Consider the following 25,683-nt stretch of genomic DNA (forward strand, 5'->3'; position numbering starts at 1 on the left):
GTGTAGGTGGCGCCCGTGCGGCGCGCGACCGTAGTTATGCGGAGTGCGGGCGCTCCCTCGCGGAGTGCTGCACGAACAACCGTCATCCGGCGAAGGCCGGGACCCTGGGGCCCTGCCGAAGGTCCCGGCCTCCGCCGGGATGGCAACCCTATTGCGCCTTCAGCGCCGACGCCGCCTGGAACAGCTTGCCGACACGCGCGCCGCTGCGGCAGAACGCGAGGATGGGGCGGGGCAGTGTGTCGAGGAGCTCGGCGAACTTCGCGATCTCCTCCGGCGACTGGTAGCCGCCCGCCACCGGCAGGAAGGCGTACTGCAGGCCGGCGGCCTGCGCGGCCTCGGCGATGGACGCGCTGGTGGGCTGGTCGGGGCCGTGCTCGAAGTCGGGCCGGTTGTTGATGACACTCTTGAAGCCGTTGGCAGCGGCCCAGGCCATGGCGGCCGGGTCGAGCTGGCCTGCGGCGCACACGGTCTCGCTCAGGCGCTGGACGTTGGGGGTGGTCATGGGCGGTCTCCTGATGCGCGGGGTGTCGTGGGATCAGCGGGGGGCGAGCGCGGCCTTCACGGCGGCGGACACCTGGCCCATGTCGGCCTTGCCGGCGAGCTGCGCCTTCACGGCGCCCATCACCTTGCCCATGTCGCCGGGGCCCGAAGCGCCCAGGTCGGCGACGATCTTGCCCACGGCCGCGGCCACTTCCTCGGCGCTCATGCGCTGGGGCAGGTAGGCCTCGAGCACGGCGAGTTCGGCGGTTTCCTTGTCGACCAGGTCCTGGCGGCCGCCGGTGGTGAACTGGGCGATGGAGTCCTTGCGCTGCTTGACGAGCTTGTCGACGATGGCGATCACGGCCACGTCGTCGAGTTCGACACGTTCGTCGACTTCCTTCTGCTTCAGCGCCGCGAGCAGGCCGCGGATGGTCAGCAGGCGCGCCGAATCCTTGGCGCGCATGGCGGTCTTCATGTCGTCGTTGATCTTGTCTTTCAGCGTGCTCATGGCGGGCTCCATCAGGGAATCACGGGGGTCAGAAACAACAAAGCCCGCACGGAGCGGGCTTGGTGCTGCCTGAGCGGAGGGCTCAGTACAGGCGCTTCGGCAGCTGCATGCTGCGGATGCGCTTGAAGTGGCGCTTCACCGCGGCCGCTTTCTTGCGCTTGCGCTCGGCGGTGGGCTTTTCGTAGAACTCGCGGGCGCGGAGGTCAGTCAGCAGGCCCAGCTTTTCAATCGTGCGCTTGAAGCGGCGCAGGGCCACGTCGAAGGGCTCGTTCTCTTTAACGCGAATCGAAGTCATAGATCCAGATGTTTGTGCGCTCGGTGTTCGCCCGGTTTCTCGAGGTGGAGGTTCCGGAATCCAGCCTCAGGGCCTGGACGAATCGACACGCGGGTTTGCCAGCAAAGACGGCGATTATAGACACCGTCTTTGGCCGGCGCAAGGGGGGAGGTCAGTGACCGCTCCCCTTCGGGTTACTTCTCGCCGCCGAGGCGGGGCATGTCGGTGCCCGTGCCCGGGGACAGCAGGCCCACCTTGGCGAAGATTTCCAGCTTTTCGCGGGTGTCGGTGATGTCGAGGTTGCGCATGGTCAGCTGGCCGATGCGGTCGGCCGGCGAGAACGTGGACTCGCCCTTTTCCATCGTCAGGCGCTCGGGCTTGTACGTGAGGTTCGACGAGACGGTGTTCAGGATCGAGTAGTCGTTGCCGCGGCGCAGTTCGATGGTCACCTCGCCGGTGATGGCACGGGCCACCCAGCGCTGGGCGGTCTCGCGCAGCATGATGGCCTGCGGGTCGAACCAGCGGCCCTGGTACAGCAGGCGGCCGAGGCGGCGGCCGTTGTCGCGGTACTGTTCGATGGTGTCCTCGTTGTGGATGCCGGTCACGAGGCGCTCGTAGGCGATGAACAGCAGCGCGAGGCCCGGGGCCTCGTAGATGCCGCGGCTCTTGGCCTCGATGATGCGGTTCTCGATCTGGTCGCTCATGCCGAGGCCGTGGCGGCCGCCGATGCGGTTGGCTTCCAGCAGCAGTTCGACCGGGTTCGCGAAGGTCTGGCCGTTCAGGGCGACCGGCTGGCCTTCCTCGAAGCGCACGGTGACCGTCTCGCGCTTGACCTCGACGTCGTCGCGCCAGAAGGCCACGCCCATGATGGGCTGCACGATCTGGATGCCGCTGTTCAGGTGCTCCAGGTCCTTCGCCTCGTGGGTGGCGCCCAGCAGGTTCGAGTCGGTGGAGTAGGCCTTCTCGGCCGACATCTTGTAGCCGAAGCCGGCCTTGGTCATGAACGCCGACATCTCGGCGCGGCCGCCCAGTTCGTCGATGAACAGCTGGTCGAGCCACGGCTTGTAGATCTTCAGGCCCGGGTTGGCGAGCAGGCCGTAGCGGTAGAACCGCTCGATGTCGTTGCCCTTGAAGGTGCTGCCGTCGCCCCAGATGTTGACGTCGTCTTCCTTCATGGCGGCGACGAGCATGGTGCCGGTGACGGCGCGGCCGATGGGCGTGGTGTTGAAGTACGTGACGCCGGCGGTGGAGATGTGGAAGGCGCCGGCCTGCAGCGCGGCGATGCCTTCGGCGACCAGCTGGGCGCGGCAGTCGATCAGGCGGGCCTTCTCGGCGCCGTACTGCAGCGCTTTGCGGGGAATCTCGTCGTAGTCGGGTTCGTCGGGCTGGCCGAGGTTGGCCGTGTAGGCGTAGGGGACGGCGCCCTTGTTGCGCATCCAGTGGAGCGCCGCGCTGGTGTCGAGACCGCCGGAGAACGCGATGCCGACCTTCTGGCCGGTGGGCAGTTGCTGAAGAATGGTTGCCATGGTGTGAATTGCCGCTGGGGCCCGAAACCGTGAAACGACGGCGCTGGTGCGCCAACCCGACATTGTCGGGCAATTTTGGGGTGTTAAGCCGAATTCCCGCCGATCGCCCGGCCGCAGGCCGCGGCACTGGCCCAGGCCCACTGGAAGTTGTACCCGCCGAGCCAGCCGGTCACGTCCACCACCTCGCCGATGAAGTACAGCCCCGGCACGGCGCGGCTTTCCATCGTCTGCGACGACAGGCCTTTCGTGTCGACACCCCCGGCCATCACCTCGGCCTTGCGGTAGCCCTCGGTGCCGTTCGGCACGAGCGACCAGGCCTGCAGGCTCGCGGCGAGGTCCTGCAGGTCCTTGTCACGGGTGTCGGCGATGGGGCGTTCGGCGAGCGGCCGGCCGGCGAGCCAGGCCTCGGCGAGGCGCGCGGGCAGGTGCTGGGGCAGTTCGTTGGCGACCTTGCGGCGCGACGTGCCCTTGGCGGCCTTCAGCACGTCCGCGAGGTCGACACCCGGTGCGAGGTCGATCGTGATGGGCGTGCCGCCGCGCCAGAAGCTCGAGATCTGCAGCACGGCCGGGCCGCTCAGGCCGCGGTGCGTGAAGAGCAGGTCCTCCAGGAACTCGCCGTCGCCGCTGGTGATGTTCACGGGCAGCGAGAGGCCGGCCAGCGGCACGAAGGGTGCCCAGTCGGCCGCGTCGAACGTGAGCGGCACGAGGGCGGGGCGGGTGTCGGTGGTGCGCAGGCCGAACTCGCGGGCGAGGCGCAGGCCGAAGTCGGTGGCGCCGATCTTCGGGACGGGCAGGCCGCCGGTGGCGACGACGACCCGCCTCGAACGCACCGGGCCGCGGTCGGTGTCGACCTCGAAGCCGTCGCCGCTCTGGCGCACGCCCGCGACGGCACACGGCTGCCAGCGGGTCACGTTGCCCTGTTCGCACTCGCGCAACAGCATCGCGATGATGTCCTCGGCGGACTCGTCGCAGAAGAGCTGTCCCTTGTGCTTCTCGTGCCATGCGATGCGGTGGCGCTGCACGAGTGCGATGAAGTCCTGCGGCGTGTAGCGCGCGAGCGCCGAGCGGCAGAAATGCGGGTTGTCGGACAGGAAGTTGGCCGGCCCCGCGTCGCGGTTCGTGAAGTTGCAGCGGCCGCCACCCGAGATGCGGATCTTCTCGCCCACCTTCGGCGAATGGTCGATGAGCAGCACGCGCGCACCGAGCTGGCCGGCGATGCCGGCGCAGAAGAGGCCGGCGGCGCCGGCGCCGATGACGACGGCGTCGTAGGGCGACATGGATCTCGCGTCCCTTGGTTGAACAAAGGGGGCGATTATCGGGGCAGGTGGGGCGTCAGGCGGCGAGGCCCGCGTGCCGGCGCATCGCGGCGAGTGCCTGCTGCAGACACGCCACCTGCTGCACGATGGGCGCGGGCGCCGGCTTCTCGCCGCTCAGCACCGACTGGATGTAGAGCGCGGTGGTGGGGGCGTCGCACGTGCGCGGCAGCACCGGCAGCTCGCGCAGCACGCCGTCCTGCAGGCCCAGCGACAGATCGGCGCGCGGCTCGCCGCCGATGAACACGTCGAGCTTCGGCAGGCGGCGCGGGTCCGCCACGGGTTCACCTTCGGTGCCGCGCATCAGCACCGCGTTGGCGCCGATGTGCTGCAGGAAGGCCGTGTGCATCTGCAGGTACTCGGGGTGCGTGAAGTTGACGATGCGCACCGCGGAGGCGGCCGGGAACGGGTCGAGCAGCTTCGCGATGGTGTGGCCCGAGTTGCGCAGGCCGATGGTCCAGCGTGCGTCGAGCAGGCGCGCGAGCGGCGGGCACAGGCGGTCCGTGCGCATGTAGACCGGCTCGCGGCGCGCCCAGGCCTGGGCCGCGTCGTCGGCGGTCATCGACTCCGGCAGCCCGAGGTCGTGGAAGATGGAGGCGGTGGTGACGCGCGTGGGGTCTTCGGGCATGCCGTGCACCAGCACCGGCACCCCTTCCTGCGCGAGCAGCAGGGCCAGCAGCGGCGTGAGGTTGGGCAGCTTGCGTGCGCCGTTGTACGACGGCAGCACCACGGCGGGGCCGGGTGCGTGCAGCGCGATGCAGCGTTCGGTGGCGGCCCTCAGGAACCCCGACAGCTCGGCGGTGGATTCACCCTTGATGCGCATCGCCACCGCGAACGCGCCGATCTCGAGGTCGGTCACCCGGCCATCGAGCACCTGGCTCATGAGGTCGTGGGCTTGGTCTTCCTGGAGCGGCCGCGCGCCATCCTTGCCGCGGCCGATCTCCTTGATGTATGCGCTGATGCTCATTGTTCTGTCCCTGCGGGCGTGGATCAGCAAGAGCCGGGCCAGAGGGCCGCGGCTGTGGAGCCGATCATTCTAGGCAGGGACGAGACGTCAAGCGACCTTCAGTTGCATCATGACGATGCGCTTCACCTCGGGGATGCACGACCCGCAGTTGGTGCCGCACTTCAGCGTGGCCTGCAGGTGCGCGAACTGCTGGTCGGCCGGGCCGGGGCACGACTGCAGGCCGGCCAGGATGTCGGGCTCCGTGACGTTGAAGCAGGTGCAGACCTGGCGGCCCCGGGCCTTCACGGCCACCGGTGCCTTCGCGCCGGGCAGCAGCAGCAGGCGGCCGTAGGCCTGGGCCGGCAGCTGGTCCTGCAGCAGCGGCTTGACCCACACCTCGGCGCTGATGTCGCCGCCGAGCACGAACCCTTCCAGCTGCGTCTGGTCGTTGACCTCGGCGAGGCGCATGGTGCGGCGCTGGCCGCGGCGCTTGTCGACGTAGTGCAGCACGTCGCGCCCGCCCAGCCCGAGGATGGATTCGATCTGCTGCATCAGCTCGTCGGGCGGCGCCTCGTACGCGGCGGCGCGGAACAGCACGCCGCTGCGTTCGCGGCCGAACGGCACGCAACTGGAGAACGCGAAGGCGCCCATCAGCGGCTTCAACTTCTCCCGCGCCGCGGTGGCCTGCTCCTCGGGCAGCCAGGCCATGCCCAGCACGCGCCACGGCAGTTCGGCCTTCAGCACCTTCACGGCCGCGTGCTTCAGCTCGGGCTGCTTCGACGTGGGGCAGTAGGCCGGCGTGGTCACGGCATTGACGCCCTGGACCTTCACGCCGTTGGACGTGCTGCCGGAGAGGAACTCCTCGCCCCAGTGCATCGCGATGAAGGCCTGCGACAGCGCGACCGACTCGCTGGCCGCCACCGGCACGATCAGCGTGCCGCGCCGCGAGGTGACGTGCACCAGGTCGCCGGCGGCCAGCTGCAGCCGGGACAGGTCGGCGGGGTTCATCTCGATGGACGGTTCGGGCACGTGGCCGAACAGGCGGCCGATGGTGCCGGTGCGGCTCATGCCGTGCCACTGGTCGCGCAGGCGGCCCGTGTTCAGCGAGAACGGGAAGCGGTTGTCGCGCGGCTCGGCCACCGGCTCGTACGGGGCGTCGTGGAACTTCGCCCGGCCGTCGGCCGTGGGGAAGACGCCGTCCTCGTACAGGCGCGCACGGCCGGTGGTGGCGCCTTCCGGGAAGGGCCACTGCTCGGGAGTGGCGTCGATGCGGGCGTACGTGAGTCCCGTGATGTCGAGGTCGCGGCCGCGGGTGCTTTCGCGGTGTTCGTTCCAGACCTGCTCGGGCGTGTCGTACGGGAACAGCGTGGGCTGGCCCGGGCGCAGGCGCGACTCGAGCCGGCGCGCGAAGTCGCACACCGTGGCCCAGTCGTGGCGCGCCGCGCCGGGCGACGAGACGGCCGGACGCACGCGCGAGATGCGGCGTTCGCTGTTGGTCACCGTGCCGTCCTTCTCGCCCCAGGTGGTGGCGGGCAGCAGCAGGTCGGCGTAGTCGCAGGTGATGGTGGTGCCGAAGGCCTCCTGCACGATCACGAACTCCGCGCGCTGGAGCGCGCGGCGCACGAGGTTCTGGTCGGGCATCGACTGCGCGGGGTTCGTGCAGCTGATCCACAGCACCTTGACCTCGCCGTCGGCCACGGCCTGGAACAGGTCGACCGCGGTCTTGCCCGGCGTGGCGGGCACGCTGTCGACTCCCCACAGCCGGGCCACCTCGGCGCGGTGCTCGGGGTTGGCGAGGTCGCGGTGGGCGCTCAGCAGGTTGGCCATGCCACCCACCTCGCGGCCGCCCATCGCGTTGGGCTGGCCCGTGAGCGAGAACGGGCCGGCGCCCGGCTTGCCGATCTGGCCGGTGGCCAGGTGCAGGTTGATCAGCGCGGCGTTCTTCGCGGTGCCGCGGCTGCTCTGGTTCAGGCCCTGGCAGTACAGCGAGAGCGTGCGGCTGCCGGGGGCGCCGAACCAGCGGGCCGCCTGGATCAGGTCGGCCTCGGCGATGCCGCACAGGCGCGCGGCCTCGGCGGGCGGGTACGCGCGCACGCGTTCGCGCAGCGCGTCGAAGCCGTTCGTGTGGGCGGCGACGTAGGCCTCGTCGACGAGGCCTTCGGCCAGCATCACGTGCAGCATGCCGTGGTACAGCGCCACGTCGGTGCCGGGCAGGATGGGCAGGTGCAGGTCGGCGGCGCCGGCCGTGTCGGTGCGGCGCGGGTCGGCGACGATGATCTTCATCGCCGGGTTCGCGGCGCGTGCGTCCTCGATGCGGCGGTACAGGATCGGGTGCGCCCACGCGGTGTTCGACCCGGTGATGAACAGCGTGGTGGTGTCCTTCAGGTCGTCGTAACAGGCGGGCGGTGCGTCGGCGCCCAGCGTGGCCTTGTAGCCGGCCACGGCGCTGCTCATGCACAGGCGCGAGTTGGTGTCGACGTTGTTCGTGCCGATCAGGCCCTTCGCGAGCTTGTTGAAGACGTAGTAGTCCTCGGTCAGCAGCTGGCCCGAGATGTAGAAGCCCACGGCGTCGGGGCCGTGGTCGCGCACCACGCGGGCGAAGTGTCCCGCGGCGAGTTCGAGCGCGGTGTCCCAGGACACGGGCCGCGGCGCGGCGCCGCGGCTCGGCCGGTGCGACGGATGCAGCAGGCGCGACTGCAGCGAGATGGCCGCCGTGGCGGTGTGGTGCAGCGTGCTGCCCTTCGTGCACAGGCGGCCGAAGTTGGCGGGGTGGTCCGGATCACCGCGCACGCCCGTGATGCGGGCGCCCTGCGATTCGATGATCACGCCACAACCGACGCCGCAGTAAGGGCAGGTGGAGCGGGTTTCAGCCATGGGGTCGGAAAAAGTGTCTCGTGAACGGGGCGGCCCATGGACCGCCGTGGGGCGGTCAGTGTGCGTCGGCCTTGTCGGCGGGCTCCGACGGGTCGGCGTCGTCGGCGCGGGCCTCGCCGAAGATCAGCCGGTCGCGGATGCCGTCGATCTTCTGGGCCTCCTTCAGCAGCTTGAAGTACCAGCTGCCGTCGACGGTGTCGCCGTAGATGCAGGCGCCGACCAGCTGGTCGTCCTTGATGATGAGCTTCTTGTAGACGCCGTCGTAGGGATCGGTCATCACGATCTCCTCGCAGCCTTCGCCGCCCATGAAGTCGCCGGCCGAGAACAGGTCGATGCCGGTGACCTTGAGCTTGGTGGACGTCTGCGAACCGAGGTAGCGGCCGATGCCGGACTCGGCGAGGTGCGTGGCGCACACCTTGCCCTGCTCGAACAGCGGGGCGACCAGGCCGTAGGCGATCCCGCGGTGGGCCGCGCATTCGCCCACCGAATAGATGCGCGGGTCGGTGATGGTCTGCATCGTGTCGGTGACGACGATGCCGCGGTTGCAGTGCAGGCCGATCTTCTCGGCGAGGGCGGTGTTGGGGCGCACGCCGGCCGCCATCACGACGAGTTCGGCCGGGATCTCGGTGCCGTCCTTGAACTGCACGGCCTTCACGCGGCCGTTCTCGTCGCCGAGCAGCGCCTGGGTGTGCGCGGACATCATGAACTTCAGGCCCTTGGCCTCGAGCGTCTTGCGCAGCAGGCCGCCGGCGGTGTCGTCGAGCTGGCGCTCGAGCAGCCACGGACCCACGTGCACCACCGTGACCTGCATGCCGCGCAGCAGCAGGCCGTTGGCGGCCTCCAGGCCGAGCAGGCCGCCGCCGATCACGACGGCGTGCTGGTACTTCGTGGCCGCCTCGATCATCGTGTTGGTGTCGGCGATGTCGCGGTAGGCGATGACGCCGTCGAGGTCCTTGCCCGGCACGGGCAGGATGAAGGGGTTCGAGCCGGTGGTGATGAGCAGGCGGTCGTATGTTTCCTCGGTGCCGTCCTCCGCGCGCACGATGCGGCGGCGGCGGTCCACGTCGACGACCTTCTTGCCGAGGTGCAGCGTGATGTTGTGCTCGGCGTACCAGCTGAGCGGGTTGAGCACGATCTCGTCGAGCGTCTGTTCGCCGGCCAGCACCGGTGACAGCAGAATGCGGTTGTAGTTCGGATGCGGCTCGGCACCGAAGACGGTGATGTCATAGAGGTCGGGCGCGATCTTCAACAGCTCTTCCAGCGTGCGCACGCCGGCCATGCCGTTGCCAACCATCACCAGCTTCATCTTCTTCATTCCGGATGTCCTTGGGGCATTCCTCAGTTGAGACGATGCAAAGCAAACGCAATGCCAGTTCTCGGGGCGCGGCCCGGATGCAATGTGGTGCCCGGCGCACTGTTCATGGGCAGACATCTTGCTTGCCTGTCCACCAACTTCCACTGCGCACGCTATCGGTGCCCCTCGGTCCTCCATGAGCTTCGACATCGACATCGGTTACCACAGCGATCCCGGGCCACGGGACCAGAACGAGGACTTCTGCGCGGCCGTGCCACCCGCGCCCCACGAAGAGTCGTTCGGGTGCATCGCGGCCATCGCGGACGGTGTTTCCGCGGGCGGGCAGGGGCGCATGGCGGCGCAGACGAGCGTGATGTCGCTGGTGCAGGACTTTTTCGGTGCGCCGCCCACGTGGGACACCACCGTGGTGCTCGACCGCATCATCGGCGCGCAGAACGCATGGCTCGCCGCGCACAACCGCCGGCACGTGGGTGCCGCGATGAGCACCCTGACGGCGCTGGCCCTGCGCGGCCACACGTGGACCGTGGCCCACGTGGGCGACACGCGCGCCTACCTGGTGCGTGCCGACGAGTGCCGCCAGCTCACCCAGGACCACTGCATCGACCACCCCGACCTGCGCAGCCAGCTCACCCGCGCGATGGGGCAGGACGACGCGGTGCGGGTCGACTACCTCCAGGGCGAGCTGCAGCTGGGCGACACCTTCCTGCTGCTGTCCGACGGCGCGTGGGGCAAGCTGGCGACCGCACGCCTGCGTGCGCTGGCCCAGCAGGCGGACTCGGCGCAGGCCGCGAGCGAGGCCATCGTCGCCGCGGCGCTCACCGCCGGCGCGGGCGACAACGTGACCGCCCTGGTGCTGCGCGTGCGCGGCCTCGCGCGGTCGCGGCTCGAGGACGCGCTCGTGCGCAGCCGCCAGCTGCCGGTGCCGCCGCGCCTGAAGGTCGGCGACCACCTCGACGGCATGACCGTCACCACCCTCGTCGCCGACACCGACGTGCACCTGCTGTACCAGGTGCGCTGCAAGGCGACGGGCGGGCTCAAGGCCCTGAAGACGCTGCACCCGTCGCGCGCGAACGACCCGCAGGAGCGCGCGATGCTGGCCCACGAGGCGTGGCTTGGCGCGCGCGTGGCCGAACGCACCGGCGAGGGGTTCGTGCGCCTGCACGAGGTGGTGGACGCCACGGCCTTCTACCTGCTGTTCGACTGGCACGCGGGGCACACCCTCGACCAGCTCGCCGAACGCCGCAAGGACGAGGGCCTGCCGGTGGCCGACGTGGTGGGCTGGACGCGCAGCGCGGCGCGCTCCATCGGCCGCCTGCACCGCCTCGGGGTCATCCACCGCGACATCAAGCCGTCGAACCTGCACCTGGGCGACGACGGCGAGCTGCGGCTGCTGGACCTCGGCGTGGCCATCTCCGGCAACGAGCCCGAGGAACAGCGCAGCCTGCACGCGGGCACGCCCAGCTACATGAACCCCGAGCTGTGGGACGACGAGCCCGTCGACGCGCAGAGCGACCTGTTCGCGCTGGGCGTGTCGCTGTACCAGCTGCTGACCGGCCACCTGCCGTACGGCGACATCGAGCCGTACCAGAAGCTGCGCTACCGGCGCGACCCGAAGCCGCCGTCGCGCGTGCGCCCGGACGTGCCCATCTGGCTCGACCACGTGGTGCTCAAGGCCGTGGCCGTGGACAAGCGGCTGCGTTTCGAGACCGCCGAGGAGTTCGCGCTCGCGCTCGAACGCGGGGCGTCGCGGCCGCTGCAGGCCCCGTCGGCCACGCCCATCGCGGTGCGCGACCCCGTGGTGCTGTGGCAGGTCGCGTTCGGCGTGATGCTGCTGTTCAACCTGATGCTCGTCTTCTGGCTGGTGTTCCTGCCGAAGTGAGCATCAGGCCGGGGCGGATCAGGTGGTGCGGGCCCGGCCGCCTTTTTCGGCCCACGTGCGCGTCCAGCGCAACTGCATGCGGCGCATCATCAGCAGCACGAGCAGCGCGAGGCCCGCGAACAGCACGAAGCCCCACAGGTAGGTGCCGGTGAGTTGCTTCGACAGGCCCATCGCGTTCGGCACGAGGCCGCCGCCCAGCGCGCCGATCTCGCCGATCATCGAGCCGGCCACCGCGGTGGCCAGCGGCCAGCGCAGCGGCACGAGCTGGAAGAGGGCGCCGTTGCCCGCGCCGAGCGCGGCGAAGCACAGCATGAACAGCAGCGTCGAGATGGTGAGCGAGCCACCCGCGAACCCGCAGGCCACGAGCGTCACGACCACCGTCACCAGCACCGCGGTGAGCGTGTTGATGCCACCCAGGCGGTCGGAGATCCAGCCGCCGAACACGCGCACGGTGGCGCCCATGAACGCGGCGAGCATCGTGAGCTGGCCCGCCTGCACCTTGCTGACGCCGAACTGGTCGAAGTAGTAGGTGGGCAGGAAGGTCGTGAGGCCGATGAAGCCGCCGAAGGTGATGCCGTAGATCACGCTGAAGGCCCAGCCGTCCTTCTCGAACAGGCAGGCGATGTGTTCGCGGAAGCTGGCGTGCGCGTCGACGTCGGGCGGTTCCTTGGCGAAGACGATCATCACCACCATGGGGATCGCGATGGCGGCGGCGGCGATGCCGTACACGGCCTGCCAGCCGAAGGCCTGCGCGAGCGGCGGGGCCACGAGCACCGACACCGCGGTGCCGATGTTGCCCGCGCCCACGAGCCCCATCGCCAGGCCCTTGTGCCGCGGCGGGAACGAGCCCGAGCCGAGCGACAGCGCGACGCCGAAGCTCGCGCCGGCGATGCCCAGCAGCACACCCATCGCGAGCAGGTCGTTGAACGAGTTCACGAAGAAGAAGCCGAACAGCATCGCGACGGCGATCAGGCCCATCTCGACGAGGGTGGCGTTCTTGCGGCCGATGTACTGGGCGAGCACGCCGAGCGGGAACCGCATCAGGGCGCCCGCGATGATCGGGATCGACAGCATGAGGCCCTTCTGCGCGGGGCTCAGCTGGTAGGTTTCGCTGATGAAGGGCGCCATGGCACCGTTCAGGACCCAGATGCAGCAGGAGAAGCTGAAATACAGGAACGAGGCGAACAGGGTGGGGCTGTGCCCCGTCTTCAGGAAAGCTTTGAAACCGGTCACGGTGATCCTCAGGTGCTGTGCTCGCCCCAACTTCGGGCGCCGATGTTGTTTGCACGAACCTGATGCGAAACCCATGCCAGCCTTCGGGGCATCCGAGGCCTCGAATTGGGGGGCGAGCGGACTCGATGGTCCGAAACGGGGCATCCGCCAAACGGCCGATGGCGCAGGTGAGACTTTTTCACTCCCAAGGTCTGGGGAGGGATGCCGCCGGGTCCTCTGCCCGCCGCTATGATCCTCCAAGCTAGGGGTTTCATACCACCGCGCCAGTGCATAAATTGCCAGGGTGACATTCATCCGACAAAAGGGCGGGCAGGGGGTGTCGACCCCCAACCACAGGCCTTCGGGCATGCACGAAAGAACGAATGACGGATTCCAATCAGCTGGCCCTGGCTGCGCGTGCCGATCACGCGAACGGGCTGGCCCTTGCCCTCGGACTGGCTCCTGAAGCCTGGGGCGTGGCGTTGTCCGCGCTGATCGAGCGCACCGACACGCTGTATGCGATCAAGGAAGCCGCCACCGGGCGCTACGTCAGCGCCAACACCCGCATGGAAGCCCTCGCCGGCCGGCCGCTCGCCGGTCTCACCGACGACGACTGGGCGCCGGCGGAAACCCTGGGCGCGCTGCGCGCCGCCGACCAGTCGGCGATGGTGCAGACGGTGCCCCAGGTCAGCGAACACCGCATCGACAACGGCGAATGGCGCCGCGAGTTCAGCGTCACGCGCTTCCCGCTCGCGGCCCGCGACGGCGGCCCCGCGCGCCACCTCGCCGTCTTCTGGAACGACCTCACGGCCCAGCGCCAGCAGGAAGCCCAGCTGCAGCTCGCGCTCTCGCAGCTCGAGACCCAGCAGCAGGCCGCCGAGGCCCAGCGCCGCGAAGCGCAGGACCAGGGCCTGCGCGACCGCGCCACGGGCCTGTACCAGCGCGGCCACTTCGACGACCAGCTGCGCCGCGAGGTGGACCTCTCCTCGCGCGAACACCGCGAGTTCGCGATGGTGTCGGTGGCCCTCGACCCGCTCGGCGAGCAGGTGCTGGCGCTCGGTGCCGAGGCGCGTGTGCGCGTGCTCGAGGCGCTCGGCCGCCTCCTGCGCAGCAACACGCGCGCGATGGACGCGTCCTGCCGCCTGTCGGAAGACCGCTTCGCGGTGCTGCTGTCCGGCGTGGGCCTCGCCACCGCCCATTCGCGCATGGAAGGCCTGCGCCGCCAGTGCGCCACGCAGATCGTGATGCTCAACGGACACGACCTGGGCTTCACGGTGTCGATGGGGGTCGCGAGCTTCCCGCACACGGCCCATGGGCAGGACGAACTGCTCGCCGCGTCCGACGCGGCCCTGGCCGAAGCGCAGCGGCGTGGTGGCAACCACGTCACGCTCGCGAGCATCCGGTTCGAACCGAAGGGCTGATCAGGTCGGCGGATGGGCGAGGCGGTGTTTCACTGCCGCCCATTCCTCGGGCGTCACCGGTGTGATCGACAGGCGGCTGCCGGGCTTGAGCAGCACCATGCTCGCCAGCTCGGGCGCCTCGCGCATCTCCTTCAGCGGCAGCAGCCGCGTCTTGCGCTTGAAGCGGACGTCCACCAGCGACCAGCGCGGCTTGTCCCGCGGCGACTTGGGGTCGTGGTACGGGCTCGCGGGATCGAACTGGCTGGCATCGGGGTAGGGCGCGCTCGCCACTTCGGCGAGGCCCGCGACGCCGGGCACCGGGCACGACGAGTGGTAGAAGAGCACGCCGTCGCCGACACGCATCTCCTTGAGCATGAAGTTGCGCGCCTGGTAGTTGCGCACGCCGAACCAGGGCACCGTCTGGCCGGGGGCGGCCTCGAGGTCGTCGATCGAGCACTCGTCGGGCTCGCTCTTCATCAGCCAGTACTGTGTGCTCATCGCGTGCGCGGAGGAGACCGGGTGCGTGGGAATAAGGTGTCCGTCGCGGACCGTGAGCCGCATTCCTGAACCCAGGCAGTTCAGGTGGGCGAGGTCAGCCTGGCCTCGGGTTCATCTGACGCGAGACGATCGCACCAGCCAGGCGATGTTCCAAGCCCTTGCTCTTGCGAGCATCGGTTCAAGGAAATATAAAACTCACGCGAAGGCGACGGACGAATCCATTCTACGCGGTGAGATCCGTCCGCGGATGACGAACGGTCATTGCGCGGGATGGTCCTACAGGAGTTGCCCGTCCGCGCCCAGGGCCTGGTCGACGCGGCGGATCAGCGCGTCGATGTGCGCGTCGTCGGAGCCGGGAACTGCCGGGGCGGACGCGCTGCCCGCGGCGGGCGCGACCGGCCGCTCGGCCAGCGCGTACGCGAGGTTCAGCGCCGCGAGCACCGCGATGCGCTCGCGCGCCTTCACGCGGCCCGCGTCGCGGATGGCGCTCATTTCGCGGTCGACGCTGGCCACCGCTTCCAGCAGCGACGTCTCGCCGCCCTCGGGGCAGCCGAGGATGTAGCTCTGCCCCATGATCGTCACTTCGATCTGTTTCATTCGTCTTCCTGGGCCGGCGTGGCGGACGGCGAATCCGCGGGTTGGTCGGTCGGCAGGCGCTGCAGCAGCGAATCGATGCGGCCGCGCGCCGCGTTCAGGCGCGAGCGCAGGTTGTCGCGCTCGAGCGTGACGGCGTTGAGTTGCTGGGCGAGCAGGTCGTGCGTGCGCTTGAGCTCTTCGTGTCGCAGCAGCAGGCGCTCCACCCGATCGGCGAGTTCTTGGGTCTTCGACATGGCAAGCGTGGGCTCTCGGTGACGACGGACTGAACCCATTGTAGGGCTCGTGCCGCGGACACTTACAATGGCGCCCGTTGGTGCTCGTGCCGGTTGTCACGCCGGTGCAGTTAAACGGGAAGCAGAGGAAGCCGGTCCATCGGGCCGTCGTCCAGCCTGCGCTGCCCCCGCAACGGTCAGCGGACGGCGCGTCATCGCGCCAACTCGTGTGCAACGCCACTGGGGGTCATGTCCTGGGAAGGCCGCACGGGTCGTTCCGCCAGCCCGGATACCGGCCAACGAGGTGGGACACGTCCGCGTGTCCCTTTGTCAGGTGCTTGCGGGGAAGCAGGCGCCTGGATCTTCTCCGTTGTCCCTTTCATGAAAAAGAAAATCTGGCGCGACGCGCGCCTGTGCCCGTCCGTCCTCGCACTGGCCTGCAGCGCCGTGTCCGCGCAGGGCACGCCCGCCACGCTGAACCCGGTCGTCGTCACCGCCACGCGTTCGGCCGTGCCGCTGCGCGACGTGCTCGCCGACGTCACCGTGATCGAGCGGGACGTGATCGAACGCCACGCCGGCAACGCCCTGGGCGACCTGCTGGGCAGCATGCCCGGCTTCCAGATGGGCCGCAGCGGCGGCCCCGCCGGCACCACCTCGCTGTTCGTGCGCGGCGGCGACCAGCGCTTCACCGCCGTGCTGGTCGACGGCGTGCGCGTCGACACGCAGACCACGGGCGGCGCTTCGTGGGAAGCCATCCCCCTCGGCCAGATCGAGCGCATCGAGATCCTCCGCGGCCCGGCCAGCGCCGTGTACGGCTCCGACGCGATGAGCGGCGTGGTGCAGATCTTCACGCGCAAGGGCGAGCCCGGCACGCGTTTCGACGTCGGCATGGGCGGTGGCAGCTTCGGCACGTTCAAGTCCGACGCCGGCGTGTCGGGCCAGTGGGGCACGTTCGACTACGCGCTGTCGGGCCTGTCCGAGCGCAGCACCGGCTTCAACGCGAAGACCAACGGCAACCCCGACCGCGACGGCTATGAAAGCCGGGGTGGCACGGGCCGCCTGGGCTGGAACGTGGTCGAAGGCCACCGGGTCGAGGTGTCGGCGATGCGCAGCCACGTCGAAAGCCAGTACGACGGCAACCTGAACGTCGACGACCGCAGCACGCGCGACCTGGACACCGTGCGGGCCCTGTGGTCCGCGCAATGGACGAAGGCGTGGACCAGCACCGTCAGCGCCGGGCAGTCGAAGGACCGCTACGAGACGCAGCCGCTGTTCCCGTACCTCACGGAGACGCAGGTGCGCACCGCCACCTGGCAGAACGACGTTCGCCTGGGCGACCACACGATCAACGCGACGCTCGAGCGCCGCGAGGACGAACTGCAGAACAACGGCCTCGACGGTTCGTCGACGCGTGAGCGCGACCAGGACGCCGTCGCGCTCGGCTACGGCTGGCGCAGCGGCATCTGGGCCGTGCAGGCGAACGCCCGCCACGACCGCAACGACGACTTCGGTTCGGTGAACACCGGCACGCTGGCGGTGGGTGTGGACGTGGCCCGGGGTTGGCGCGTGCAGTCGTCGGTGGGCAACGGATTCCGTGCTCCCACGCTGTACCAGCAATACGCGGCCGAGTTCGGCAACGCCACCCTGAAGCCGGAGCGTTCGCTCAGCAACATCGACCTCGCGCTGCGCCACCAGGCGGGCCGCTTCGATTCGAGCCTCACCCTCTACCGCAACCGCATCACGGACCTGATCGTGTTCGCGGCGCCCGACCCGGCGCTGTGCTCGTACTCGTTCGGCTGCTACGACAACGTCGACGGCACGTCGGTGCTCAAGGGCGCGACGTTCACCACCGCGTGGAACGGCGACGACGTGCGCGTCTCGGGCTCGGCGGACTTCCTGTCGGCCCGCAACCCGTCCGGCCGCGACCTCGCGCGGCGCTCGCGCCGCCATGGCTCGCTGAAGATCGAGAAGGACCTCGGCGACACGACGGTGGGCGGCGAACTGCTGTCGTATTCGAAGCGCTACGACCGCGACACCAGCCCGCTGGTGCTCGGTGGGTACACGATCCTGAACGTCGACCTGACCCACAAGTTGAACGCAGAATGGCGCCTGGTGGCCCGTGTCGACAACTTCTTCGACAAGGCCTACCAGACCGCCGCCACGTACAACACCGGCCCCATGACGGTGTTCTTCGGGGCGCGCTGGTCGCCGAAATTCTGACCATGCACCACAACGACCACCACCTCGTGCTCGGCGGGCAGCGCAGCGGCAAGTCGCGGCGCGCCGAGTCGCTCGCGGCTGCGTGGCTCGCCACGCCCGGACGCGAGGCGGCGCTGGTCGCCACGGCGTTCGCGGGCGACGCGGAGATGGCGGACCGCATCGCCCGGCATCGGTTCGACCGGGCCGAGCGGGTGCCCGGCCTCGCCACGGTCGAGGAACCGCGGGCCCTGGCCTCGGCCGTGCGCGCGCTGGCCGCGCCGCACCGGCTCGTCGTCGTCGACTGCCTGACGCTGTGGCTCACGAACCTGTTGATGCCGCTTGCCGGGCAGGCCGTCGACGGCGACCGGCTCGACGCGGCCATCGACGACCTGTCGGACGTGCTGCGCGCCGCGGCCGGGCCCGTGGTGCTGGTCTCGAACGAGATCGGCCTCGGGCTCTCGCCACTGACGCACGAGGCGCGTCGGTTCGTCGACGAGCTGGGGCGGCTGCACCAGCGGGTCGCGGACCAGTGCGCGAACGTGACGCTGATGGTCGCGGGGCTCGAGGTGCCGGTGAAACGACGGGCGTCCGCCGCATGATCCGCCGCCTGCTGATCTCCTTCGCCCTGTCCGCGGTGGCCCTGGCCGCCGCGGCTTCACCGGTCACCGTGCCCGACCACCGCGGCCGCACGCTTTCGCTGCCGGCCCCGCCGCAGCGCATCGTCACGCTGATGCCGTCGCTCACCGAGGGCGTCTGCGCGCTCGGCGGCTGCGCGCGGCTGGTGGGCACCGACCGCTTCTCGAACGCGCCGGCCTCCGTCACCGCGCTGCCCAAGCTCGGCGGCCTGGAGGACGCGCAGGTCGAGCGCCTCGTCGCGCTCAAGCCCGACCTCGTGATCGTCGCGCCGTCGGCCCGCATCACCGACCGGCTCGAGCAGTTGGGCCTGAAGGTGCTGGTGGTCGAGTCGAACACCCATGCCGACGTGAAGCGCGGCCTGGAGACCCTCGCCACGGTGCTGGGCGAACCGGGGCGCGCGGCCGTCGCGTGGGCCGCGATCGAACGCGACCTGCAGGCCGCCGCGGCGCGGGTGCCGGCCGGCATGCGCGGCCAGCGCGTGTTCTTCGAGGTCGACGGTTCGTCGTACGCGGCGGGCCGGTCGTCCTTCATCGGCGAGACGCTCGCGCGGCTGGGCCTCGGCAACATCGTGGGCCCGGAGCTGGGGCCCTTCCCGAAGCTGAACCCCGAGTACGTCGTGCGTGCGCAGCCGGACCTCATCATGGCCGTCGATCGCAGCGTGACGACGATGGCGACCCGGCCGGGCTGGTCCTCGCTGAAGGCGCTGCGCGAGCGGCACGTGTGCGGGTTCGCACCGGACCGCTACGAGCTGCTGATCCGGCCCGGCCCCCGCATGGGCGAGGCCGCGCTGGTGCTGGCCGACTGCGTGGTCGGGCTGGGCCCGGCCCGGTGATGGCCGACGCCGACACCACCCGGCGCGCCGCGCTGGCCTTCGGCCTCGCGGTGCTGTCAGTCGTGCTGCTGGGCGCGGGCCTCGCGGCCGGCAGCGAGGGCTGGTCGCCCGCCGAGGCGTGGCGCCTCGCCACGTCGCCCGACGGGCCGCTGCTCATCGGGCAGATCCGTGCGCCGCGCACGCTCGGGGCGTGGCTCGTCGGCGCGTTGTTCGGGCTGGCCGGTGCCATCGCGCAGGGGCTGTTCCGCAACCCGCTGGCCGATCCGTACCTGCTCGGCTCGGCGTCGGGCGCGTCGCTCGGTGTGGTGCTGGTGCTGGGCGGCAGCGCGCTGACCGGCCATGCCATCGGTCACGCGACGGCGGACGCGGTGTCCCGCCTCGGCCTGATCGGGGCCGCGTTCCTGGGCGCGCTGGGCGGCGTGTCCCTCACGCTGACGCTCGCGCGCGGTACCGCGCACACGGTGCGGCTGCTGCTGGCCGGCGTGATCGTCGGCGTGGTGCTGGGTGCCGCGAGCGACCTCGTCACCACGTTCGCACCCGACGCGCTGCGCGGCAAGCAGGCCTTCCTGCTCGGCTCCACGGGCTTCCTCGGGTGGGACAGCTGCTGGGCGCTCGCGGCGGGCCTCGTGGTGTCGGCACCGGTGGCCTGGCGCTTCGCGCGGGCGCTGGACGCGCTCACGCTCGGCGAGGACAGCGCCACCAGCCTCGGCCTGTCGCTCACCCGCGTGCGCATCGTGCTGGTGGTGGCGCTGGCGCTCGCGACGGGACTCGCGGTGTCCCAGGCCGGCCTCGTGGCGTTCGTCGGGCTCGTGGCGCCGCACCTCGTGCGCCGTTTCACCGCGTCCACCCACGGCTACCTGCTGCTCGCGAGCGCCGGCACCGGCGGCGCGCTGCTGCTCGGGGCCGACGTGCTCGCGCGCACGCTGATCGCGCCGCAGGAACTGCCGGTGGGCGTGCTCACCGCGGTGATCGGCGGCACCTACCTGCTGTGGCTGCTGCACCGGAGGAAGCTGACGTGAACGACCGCCTGGAAACCCGCGACCTCGTGGTCGAACGCGGCGGGCGGGCCGTGCTGCACGGCGTGTCCACCACCTTCGCGCCGGGCTGGACCGCCATCGTGGGGCCGAACGGGGCGGGCAAGTCGACGCTGCTGCGGTCGCTCGCGGGGCTGCACGGTGCGAAACGCGGGCAGATCCGCCTCGACGGCCGCTCGCTCGACGGCTGGCGGCCCGCCGAACGCGCCCGGCGCATCGCGTGGCTCGACCAGCAGGGCGAGGCCGGAGGGGAACTCACGGCGCGCGACATCGTGGCCCTCGGCCGCCTGCCGCACCTGGGGCTGTTCGGCGCGCCGTCGGCCGCCGATGCGGACGCGGTGGGCCGCGCGATGGCGCTCACGGAATGCGAAGCCTGGGCCGATCGCCGGCTGCACGAACTCTCGGGCGGCGAACGCCAGCGGGTGCTGCTCGCGCGGGCGCTCGCGGTGGAGGCGCCGGTGCTGCTGCTCGACGAACCCACGACCCACCTCGACCCGCCGCACCAGGTGGCCCTGGTGCGCCTGCTGCAGAAGCTGGGCGCGGAAGGGCGCACGGTGGTCAGCGTGCTGCACGACCTGCCACTCGCGCTGCTGGCCGACCGCATCGTCGTGATGGCCGAGGGGCGCGTGCGGGCCGCGGGGCCGCGCGACGACCCGGCGCTGCACGCGGTGCTCGGCGAGGTCTTCCTCGGCGCCGTGCGCATCGAGCGCGTCGGTTCGGCCTGGATCGCGGTGCCCCAGCCATGACGGCGCGGTGCCGTGCGCTGATGGTCAGCGCGCCCGCGTCGGGCCAGGGCAAGACGAGTGTCACCGCCGCCATCGCGCGCCACCACGTGCGGCGTGGCGAACGTGTGCGGGTGTTCAAGACGGGCCCCGACTTCCTCGACCCGATGGTGCTCGCGCGGGCGAGCGGCGCGCCGGTGTTCCAGCTCGACCTCTTCATGGCGGGCGAGGACGCCTGCCGGCGGATGCTCGCCGAGGCGGCCGCGGAGGCCGACCTGATCCTCGTCGAAGGTGTGATGGGCCTGTACGACAGCGACCCGAGCAGCGCCGACCTCGCCCGCACCTTCGGCCTGCCGGTGCTGGCCGTGATCGACGCGTCGGCGATGGCGCAGACCTTCGGCGCGCTGGCGCATGGCCTGGCGACGTTCCAGCCGGGTGTCGCCGTGGCGGGTGTGGTGGCCAACCGCGTCGGCAGCCCGGGGCACGCGCGGATGGTGGGCGAGTCCCTGCCGACCTCGCTGCCGCTGGTGGCCGCGCTCGGTCGCGATGCGGCGCTGTCCCTGCCGGAGCGCCACCTGGGGCTCGTGCAGGCGGGCGAACTGCCGGACCTCGATGCGCGGCTCGACCGCTGGGCCGATGCGTGGGCCGCGGCGGTCGCGCCCGACTTCGAGGCGCCGTCCGTCGATTTCGAATCGGCTCCGGACGAGCCCGTGGCGCGCCTGCTCGACGGCGTGGTGATCGCGGTCGCGCGCGACACGGCCTTCTCCTTCATCTACCCCGCGAACGTGCAGTGCCTCGAACGGCTCGGTGCACGCCTCGTGTGGTTCTCCCCGCTGGCCGACGACACGCTGCCGCCGTGCGATGCCGTGTGGCTGCCGGGCGGATATCCGGAACTGCATGCGTCCACGCTGGGCCCCGACCGGCCGATCGCCGCGGCGCTCCGTGCGCACGACGCGGCGGGCAAGCCGCTGCTCGCCGAATGCGGCGGGCTGCTGTACCTGCTCGACGGCCTGAGCACGGTCGACGGCACGCGCCACCCGATGGCCGGCGTGCTGCCGGGGGAGGGCACGATGTCGCGCCGCCTCGCCGCGCTGGGCCTGCAGTCGGTCGCGCTGCCCGAAGGGACCGTGCGCGGCCACACCTTCCACTACTCGGTGCTGTCCACGCCGCTGGAACCGCTCGCGCGGGCCACGTCGCCCAACGGGCGCGGCACGGCCGAAGCCGTCTACCGCCGCGGCCGGCTCACGGCCAGCTACGTGCACACCTGGTTCCCGTCGAATCCCGTCGCCGTTGCGTCGTGGTTCCGTCCCTGGCGCTAAAGTGCCCACCCGGAGATCCCTTTCATCATGGAAATCGAGAAGCCCCCCACCGAAGCCCGCTACGAACGCCCCGACGGCGACCGCCGCGGCCTCGTGCTCGTGCACACCGGCGACGGCAAGGGCAAGAGCACGGCCGCCTTCGGCCTCGCGCTGCGCGCGCACGGCCGCGGCAAGGCCGTGAAGATCTACCAGTTCATGAAGGTGCCGTCGGCCCGCTTCGGCGAACACCGCGTGTTCGAGCAGCTGGGCGTGCCCATCGAGGGGCTGGGCGACGGCTTCAGCTGGAAGAGCAGGGACCTCGAACACTCCGCGCAGCTGGCCCGTGACGGCTGGGCGCGCGCCGAGGCCACGATCCGCGCCGGCGAACACTTCCTCGTCGTGCTCGACGAGATCACGTACCCGCTGCGGTACGGCTGGGTGCCGCTGGAACCGGTCCTCACGGCGTTGCGCGAACGGCCCTCGCACGTCAACGTCGTGCTGACCGGGCGCAACGCGCCGCAGGAACTCCTGGACCTCGCCGACACGGTGACCGAGATGACCCTCGTCAAGCACCACTTCAACGCCGGCGTGCCGGCCCAGCGGGGCATCGAGGACTGATGCTGCCCGGCCTCGCGCTCGTGCTCGCGTGGGCGCTCGACGCCGCGTTCGGCGAGCCGCGGAACGCGTGGCATCCGGTGGCGTGGCTGGGGCGGGTGCTGGGGCCGATCGGCCGCTGGCTGAAGACACAGCCGCCGCGTTCCGCCTTCGCGGGCGGGGCGCTCGTGTGGCTCGCGATGGCCGCGGTGCTGGGCATGGTCGCGTGGCAGATCGAGGCGGTGCTGGCGACACTGCCATGGTGGCTCGGCGTGCCACTGCTGGCTGTCGTGCTCAAGCCGATGTTCGCGTGGCGCATGCTGCGCGACGAGGTGGCGGCGGTGGACGGGGCGCTCGCCGAAGGCCTGCCGCAGGCCCGTGCGCGCCTGTCCCGCCTCGTGAGCCGCGACGTCTCCGCGTTCGGTCCGGCCGACGTGCGCGAGACGGCCATCGAGACCCTCGCCGAGAACCTCAACGACTCGCTCGTCGCGCCGCTCTTCTGGTTCGCCGTGGCCGGCCTGCCCGGCGCCGTGGTCTACCGCCTGGCCAACACGATGGACGCGATGTGGGGCTACCGTGGCGCGTGGGAATGGGCCGGCAAGTTCGCCGCGCGGGCCGACGACGTGCTGTCGTGGATTCCCGCCCGGTTGACGGCGCTGCTGCTGGCCCCCGGCTGGCGCGCCGGCCTGTGGCAAGAGGCCCGGCGCACGCCGTCGCCCAACGGCGGCTGGCCCATGGGCGCGATGGCGCTGCACCTCGGCGTGCGGCTGTCGAAGCCCGGGGTGTACGCGCTGAACGCCGGCGCCGCGTCGCCCGGGGCTGGCGACCTGTCGCGCGCGCTGCGGGTCGCGGGCCGTGCCGCGTGGGCGGCCGTGGGCGTCTCGTTGCTGGCCGTGGCCTGGAGGACCGCATGACGATGGACCACGGCGGACCGGATGCCCTCGGCGCGCCGCGCTGGGACTTCTCCACGAACGCCAACGCGTGCGGCCCCGCGCCCCACGTGCTGGCCGCGCTGCGGGAGGCCGACCCGTCGCGTTACCCCGACCCGGCGTCCACCGCGTTGCGCGCCGCGCTGGCCGACTTCCACGACGTGCGCCCCGAGCGCGTCGTGGTGGCCGCCAGTGCCAGCGAGTTCATCGGCCGGCTGACCGCCGCGGTGCGGCTGCAGTCGGCCCACGCGAGCGTGTTCGCGCCGGTGCCGGGGTATGCCGACTACGCCCGTGCCGCGGACACCTGGGGCCTGCGCCGCGCGTCGCTCGCGGGCGATGCGTCGCTCGTGTGGTTCACCGAACCGGCGAGCCCCACGGGCCGCTCGGCGCGCTGCCCGGCGGTGCGCGAGGGCGCCGTGCTCGTGGTCGACGAAGCCTATGCCGCGCTGCGCCTGGAGGGCGAGGCTCCGGTGCTGCCCGCGGCGGCCTGGCGGCTCGTGTCGCCCAACAAGGCACTGGGCCTGACCGGCGTGCGCGGTGCGTACGCCATCGCCCCCGAGGGCGCGGAGACGCTGCTGCGCTCGCTCGACCGCCTGTGTCCGTCGTGGCCGCTGGGTGTCCACGGCGAGGCGATGCTGCGCGAGTGGATCACGCCCGCCACGGTGCGCTGGGTCGAGGAGAGCCGCTCGACGCTGCTCGCGTGGAAGGCATCGCAGCTGGCGCTGGGCGAGGAACTCGGCTGGGTGCAGGACGCGAGTGTCACGCCGTTCTACGTGGCGCGCTGGCCGGGCCGGGACGTGCAGGAGGTGCTGGACCGGCTGCGCGCGCGGGGCATCAAGCTGCGCGACACCACCTCCCTCGGCTTGCCCGGCGCCGTGCGTGTGGGGGTTCGCCCGCCCGATGCCCAGGCCGCGCTGCGCGACGTGTGGTTCGAGGTGACGGCATGACGGCCCGCGCGGTGATGGTGCTCGGCACCACGAGTGGCGCGGGCAAGAGCTGGCTCGCGACGGCGCTGTGCCGCTGGTATGCGCGCCAGGGCCTGAAGGTCGCACCGTTCAAGGCGCAGAACATGAGCAACAACGCGCGGGTCGTGCCGGGGCTGGACGGCCGCGCCGGCGAGATCGGCAGCGCGCAGTACTTCCAGGCGCTGGCCGCGGGCCGTTCGCCCGACGTGCGCATGAACCCCGTGCTGCTCAAGCCCGAGCGGGACACGGCGAGCCAGGTGGTGGTGATGGGCCAGGTGCGCCCGGACCTCGCCGCCGTGCCGTGGCGCGAGCGCAGCGAGGCGCTGTGGCCGTTCGCCCGAGAGGGGCTGCACGCGCTGATGGCCGGGCACGACGTGGTGGTGATCGAGGGCGCCGGCTCACCCGCCGAGATCAACCTGCACGCGAGCGACTACGTGAACATGCGCACCGCCCGCGAGGTGGAGGCGGCCTGCCTGCTCGTCACCGACATCGACCGCGGTGGCGCGTTCGCACACCTGTACGGCACGCACCAGCTGCTGCCGGTGGACGAGCGCGCGCTGATCCGCGGCTTCGTGCTCAACCGCTTCCGGGGCGATGCCGCGTTGCTGGCGCCGGGCCCGGAACAGCTGCGCGATCTCACCGGCGTGCCCACGGTCGCGGTGCTGCCGATGTGGCGCGGCCACGGCCTGCCGGAGGAGGACGGGGTGTTCGACGACTCGCCGTCGGGTGGCACCGGGCGGCGCATCGCGATCGTCGCGTACCCGCGCCTCAGCAACCTCGACGAGTTCCAGCCGCTGAGGGGCTTGCCCGGCGTGCGGCTCACGTGGGCGCGGTCGCCCGCGGACCTGGCCGGGGCGGACTGGATCGTGCTGCCCGGCTCGAAGCACACGAGTTCCGACCTCGCGTGGCTCCGCGCGCAGGGCCTCGCCCCGGCCATCATGGCCCACGCCCATGCGGGCCGGCCCGTGCTGGGCGTCTGCGGCGGATTGCAGATGCTGGGCGACGCGCTGGTCGATCCCGACGGGGTCGATGGCAACGCAGCGGGCCTGGGCCTGCTGCCGCTCACCACCACCTTCGCCCGCGACAAGCTGCTGCGCCACACCGCGGGCCGCTTCGGTGCGCTCGACGCGCCGTGGCAGGCGCTGTCGGACGTGGCCGTGGACGGCTACGAGATCCGCCACGGCCGCACCGTGCCCACGCCGGGTGGCGCGGGCGTGCGTGCCGTGCTGGGCAACGCCGACGGCGAACCCATCGCGTGGCAGGCCGGCCACGTGTTCGGCACGTACACCCACGGCCTCTTCGAATCGCCGGCCGTGATGCACGCACTGTTCGGCGCGGCCGCGCGCCCGCTGCCCGAGGTCTTCGACGGCCTCGCCGATTTCATCGACACCCATTTCGATCGTGGCGTGCTGTCGCGCCTGCTCGACCCTTCGCACTGAC

At 71.2% G+C, this 25,683-nt stretch carries 23 protein-coding genes, 1 pseudogene and 1 riboswitch; of the genes and pseudogenes, 12 read left to right on the plus strand and 12 right to left on the minus strand.

Features of this window, described 5'->3' with window-relative positions:
• Positions 1 to 148 precede the first annotated feature (148 nt).
• The 8 genes and pseudogenes from A4W93_RS09225 to A4W93_RS09260 form a co-directional block, all read right to left on the minus strand.
• The gene (locus tag A4W93_RS09225) at positions 149 to 502 is read right to left on the minus strand and encodes a protein tyrosine phosphatase family protein (RefSeq protein ID WP_085750336.1); all 354 of its coding nucleotides are present in this window, start codon (positions 500 to 502) and stop codon (positions 149 to 151) included.
• Positions 503 to 535: 33 nt separating this feature from the next.
• Positions 536 to 988 (minus strand): GatB/YqeY domain-containing protein, encoded by a 453-nt coding sequence (locus A4W93_RS09230; RefSeq protein WP_085750337.1) that lies wholly within the window; start codon positions 986 to 988, stop codon positions 536 to 538.
• An 82-nt stretch (positions 989 to 1,070) separates the two neighbouring features.
• Positions 1,071 to 1,283: a 30S ribosomal protein S21 gene (gene rpsU, locus A4W93_RS09235; protein ID WP_047503026.1), complete on the minus strand. Its 213-nt coding sequence runs from the start codon at positions 1,281 to 1,283 to the stop codon at positions 1,071 to 1,073.
• Between the two features lie 173 nt (positions 1,284 to 1,456).
• The gene (argG, locus tag A4W93_RS09240; protein WP_085750338.1) at positions 1,457 to 2,788 is read right to left on the minus strand and encodes an argininosuccinate synthase; all 1,332 of its coding nucleotides are present in this window, start codon (positions 2,786 to 2,788) and stop codon (positions 1,457 to 1,459) included.
• Between the two features lie 83 nt (positions 2,789 to 2,871).
• Positions 2,872 to 4,065, minus strand: a complete 1,194-nt coding sequence (locus tag A4W93_RS09245) for a BaiN/RdsA family NAD(P)/FAD-dependent oxidoreductase (RefSeq protein ID WP_085750339.1) — start codon at positions 4,063 to 4,065, stop codon at positions 2,872 to 2,874.
• A 55-nt stretch (positions 4,066 to 4,120) separates the two neighbouring features.
• The gene (ybiB, locus tag A4W93_RS09250) at positions 4,121 to 5,068 is read right to left on the minus strand and encodes a DNA-binding protein YbiB (protein WP_085750340.1); all 948 of its coding nucleotides are present in this window, start codon (positions 5,066 to 5,068) and stop codon (positions 4,121 to 4,123) included.
• Positions 5,069 to 5,155: 87 nt separating this feature from the next.
• The gene (locus tag A4W93_RS09255; protein ID WP_085750341.1) at positions 5,156 to 7,921 is read right to left on the minus strand and encodes a nitrate reductase; all 2,766 of its coding nucleotides are present in this window, start codon (positions 7,919 to 7,921) and stop codon (positions 5,156 to 5,158) included.
• Positions 7,922 to 8,018: 97 nt separating this feature from the next.
• Positions 8,019 to 9,236, minus strand: a pseudogene (locus A4W93_RS09260) (NAD(P)/FAD-dependent oxidoreductase); the annotation flags it as partial.
• Between the two features lie 175 nt (positions 9,237 to 9,411).
• On the opposite strand from A4W93_RS09260, the gene A4W93_RS09265 reads away from it, so the two are divergent.
• Positions 9,412 to 11,115, plus strand: coding sequence for a bifunctional protein-serine/threonine kinase/phosphatase (locus A4W93_RS09265; RefSeq protein ID WP_085750342.1), 1,704 nt, complete (start codon positions 9,412 to 9,414; stop codon positions 11,113 to 11,115).
• 18 nt (positions 11,116 to 11,133) lie between these two features.
• Here the strand turns inward: A4W93_RS09265 and A4W93_RS09270 are convergent, their stop codons facing one another.
• On the minus strand, positions 11,134 to 12,348 hold the full coding sequence (locus A4W93_RS09270) for an MFS transporter (protein ID WP_085750343.1): 1,215 nt from the start codon (positions 12,346 to 12,348) through the stop codon (positions 11,134 to 11,136).
• A 362-nt stretch (positions 12,349 to 12,710) separates the two neighbouring features.
• Between A4W93_RS09270 and A4W93_RS09275 the strand changes: the two genes are divergently transcribed.
• The gene (locus A4W93_RS09275) at positions 12,711 to 13,748 is read left to right on the plus strand and encodes a GGDEF domain-containing protein (RefSeq protein ID WP_085750344.1); all 1,038 of its coding nucleotides are present in this window, start codon (positions 12,711 to 12,713) and stop codon (positions 13,746 to 13,748) included.
• On the opposite strand, the gene A4W93_RS09280 is transcribed toward A4W93_RS09275, so the two are convergent.
• The 3 genes from A4W93_RS09280 to A4W93_RS09290 all read right to left on the minus strand — a co-directional run bounded on the left by A4W93_RS09280 (position 13,749) and on the right by A4W93_RS09290 (position 15,055).
• Positions 13,749 to 14,225: an EVE domain-containing protein gene (locus A4W93_RS09280; protein WP_085750345.1), complete on the minus strand. Its 477-nt coding sequence runs from the start codon at positions 14,223 to 14,225 to the stop codon at positions 13,749 to 13,751.
• A gap of 276 nt (positions 14,226 to 14,501) precedes the next feature.
• A complete protein-coding gene (locus tag A4W93_RS09285; RefSeq protein WP_085750346.1) occupies positions 14,502 to 14,822 on the minus strand; it encodes a cell division protein ZapA in 321 nt (106 codons plus the stop codon).
• Positions 14,819 to 15,055 carry a DUF904 domain-containing protein gene (locus tag A4W93_RS09290; RefSeq protein WP_085750347.1) on the minus strand — a complete coding sequence of 79 codons (237 nt, stop codon included), beginning with the start codon at positions 15,053 to 15,055 and terminating at the stop codon, positions 14,819 to 14,821. The genes A4W93_RS09285 and A4W93_RS09290 overlap by 4 nt, the downstream gene beginning before the upstream one ends.
• 62 nt (positions 15,056 to 15,117) lie before the next feature.
• Positions 15,118 to 15,349, plus strand: a riboswitch (cobalamin riboswitch).
• 66 nt (positions 15,350 to 15,415) lie between these two features.
• Between A4W93_RS09290 and A4W93_RS09295 the strand changes: the two genes are divergently transcribed.
• From A4W93_RS09295 to A4W93_RS09340, 10 genes are read left to right on the plus strand one after another with little or no spacing between them, the layout of a single operon-like run.
• Complete coding sequence (locus tag A4W93_RS09295; RefSeq protein WP_085750348.1) at positions 15,416 to 17,254, plus strand: TonB-dependent receptor domain-containing protein; 1,839 nt, start codon at positions 15,416 to 15,418, stop codon at positions 17,252 to 17,254.
• Between the two features lie 2 nt (positions 17,255 to 17,256).
• Entirely contained in the window at positions 17,257 to 17,832 is a 576-nt protein-coding gene (locus tag A4W93_RS09300; RefSeq protein ID WP_085750349.1) for a bifunctional adenosylcobinamide kinase/adenosylcobinamide-phosphate guanylyltransferase, read from the plus strand.
• Positions 17,829 to 18,701, plus strand: coding sequence for an ABC transporter substrate-binding protein (locus tag A4W93_RS09305; RefSeq protein ID WP_085750350.1), 873 nt, complete (start codon positions 17,829 to 17,831; stop codon positions 18,699 to 18,701). Before A4W93_RS09300 ends, A4W93_RS09305 begins: the two co-directional genes overlap by 4 nt.
• Positions 18,701 to 19,720 (plus strand): FecCD family ABC transporter permease, encoded by a 1,020-nt coding sequence (locus A4W93_RS09310; protein WP_085750351.1) that lies wholly within the window; start codon positions 18,701 to 18,703, stop codon positions 19,718 to 19,720. The genes A4W93_RS09305 and A4W93_RS09310 overlap by 1 nt, the downstream gene beginning before the upstream one ends.
• Positions 19,717 to 20,481 carry an ABC transporter ATP-binding protein gene (locus tag A4W93_RS09315; protein ID WP_085750352.1) on the plus strand — a complete coding sequence of 255 codons (765 nt, stop codon included), beginning with the start codon at positions 19,717 to 19,719 and terminating at the stop codon, positions 20,479 to 20,481. The genes A4W93_RS09310 and A4W93_RS09315 overlap by 4 nt, the downstream gene beginning before the upstream one ends.
• Positions 20,478 to 21,776 (plus strand): cobyrinic acid a,c-diamide synthase CobB, encoded by a 1,299-nt coding sequence (locus A4W93_RS09320; RefSeq protein WP_085750353.1) that lies wholly within the window; start codon positions 20,478 to 20,480, stop codon positions 21,774 to 21,776. Before A4W93_RS09315 ends, A4W93_RS09320 begins: the two co-directional genes overlap by 4 nt.
• Positions 21,777 to 21,803: 27 nt before the next feature.
• The gene (gene cobO, locus A4W93_RS09325; protein WP_085750354.1) at positions 21,804 to 22,373 is read left to right on the plus strand and encodes a cob(I)yrinic acid a,c-diamide adenosyltransferase; all 570 of its coding nucleotides are present in this window, start codon (positions 21,804 to 21,806) and stop codon (positions 22,371 to 22,373) included.
• The gene (cbiB, locus tag A4W93_RS09330; protein ID WP_085750355.1) at positions 22,373 to 23,263 is read left to right on the plus strand and encodes an adenosylcobinamide-phosphate synthase CbiB; all 891 of its coding nucleotides are present in this window, start codon (positions 22,373 to 22,375) and stop codon (positions 23,261 to 23,263) included. The genes cobO and cbiB overlap by 1 nt, the downstream gene beginning before the upstream one ends.
• Positions 23,260 to 24,225, plus strand: a complete 966-nt coding sequence (locus tag A4W93_RS09335; RefSeq protein ID WP_085750356.1) for an aminotransferase class I/II-fold pyridoxal phosphate-dependent enzyme — start codon at positions 23,260 to 23,262, stop codon at positions 24,223 to 24,225. Before cbiB ends, A4W93_RS09335 begins: the two co-directional genes overlap by 4 nt.
• Positions 24,222 to 25,682: a cobyric acid synthase gene (locus tag A4W93_RS09340; protein WP_085750357.1), complete on the plus strand. Its 1,461-nt coding sequence runs from the start codon at positions 24,222 to 24,224 to the stop codon at positions 25,680 to 25,682. Before A4W93_RS09335 ends, A4W93_RS09340 begins: the two co-directional genes overlap by 4 nt.
• Position 25,683 lies beyond the last annotated feature (1 nt).

The sequence above is a fragment of the Piscinibacter gummiphilus genome (genome assembly GCF_002116905.1).
In the GTDB taxonomy this organism is placed as follows: domain Bacteria; phylum Pseudomonadota; class Gammaproteobacteria; order Burkholderiales; family Burkholderiaceae_C; genus Rhizobacter; species Rhizobacter gummiphilus.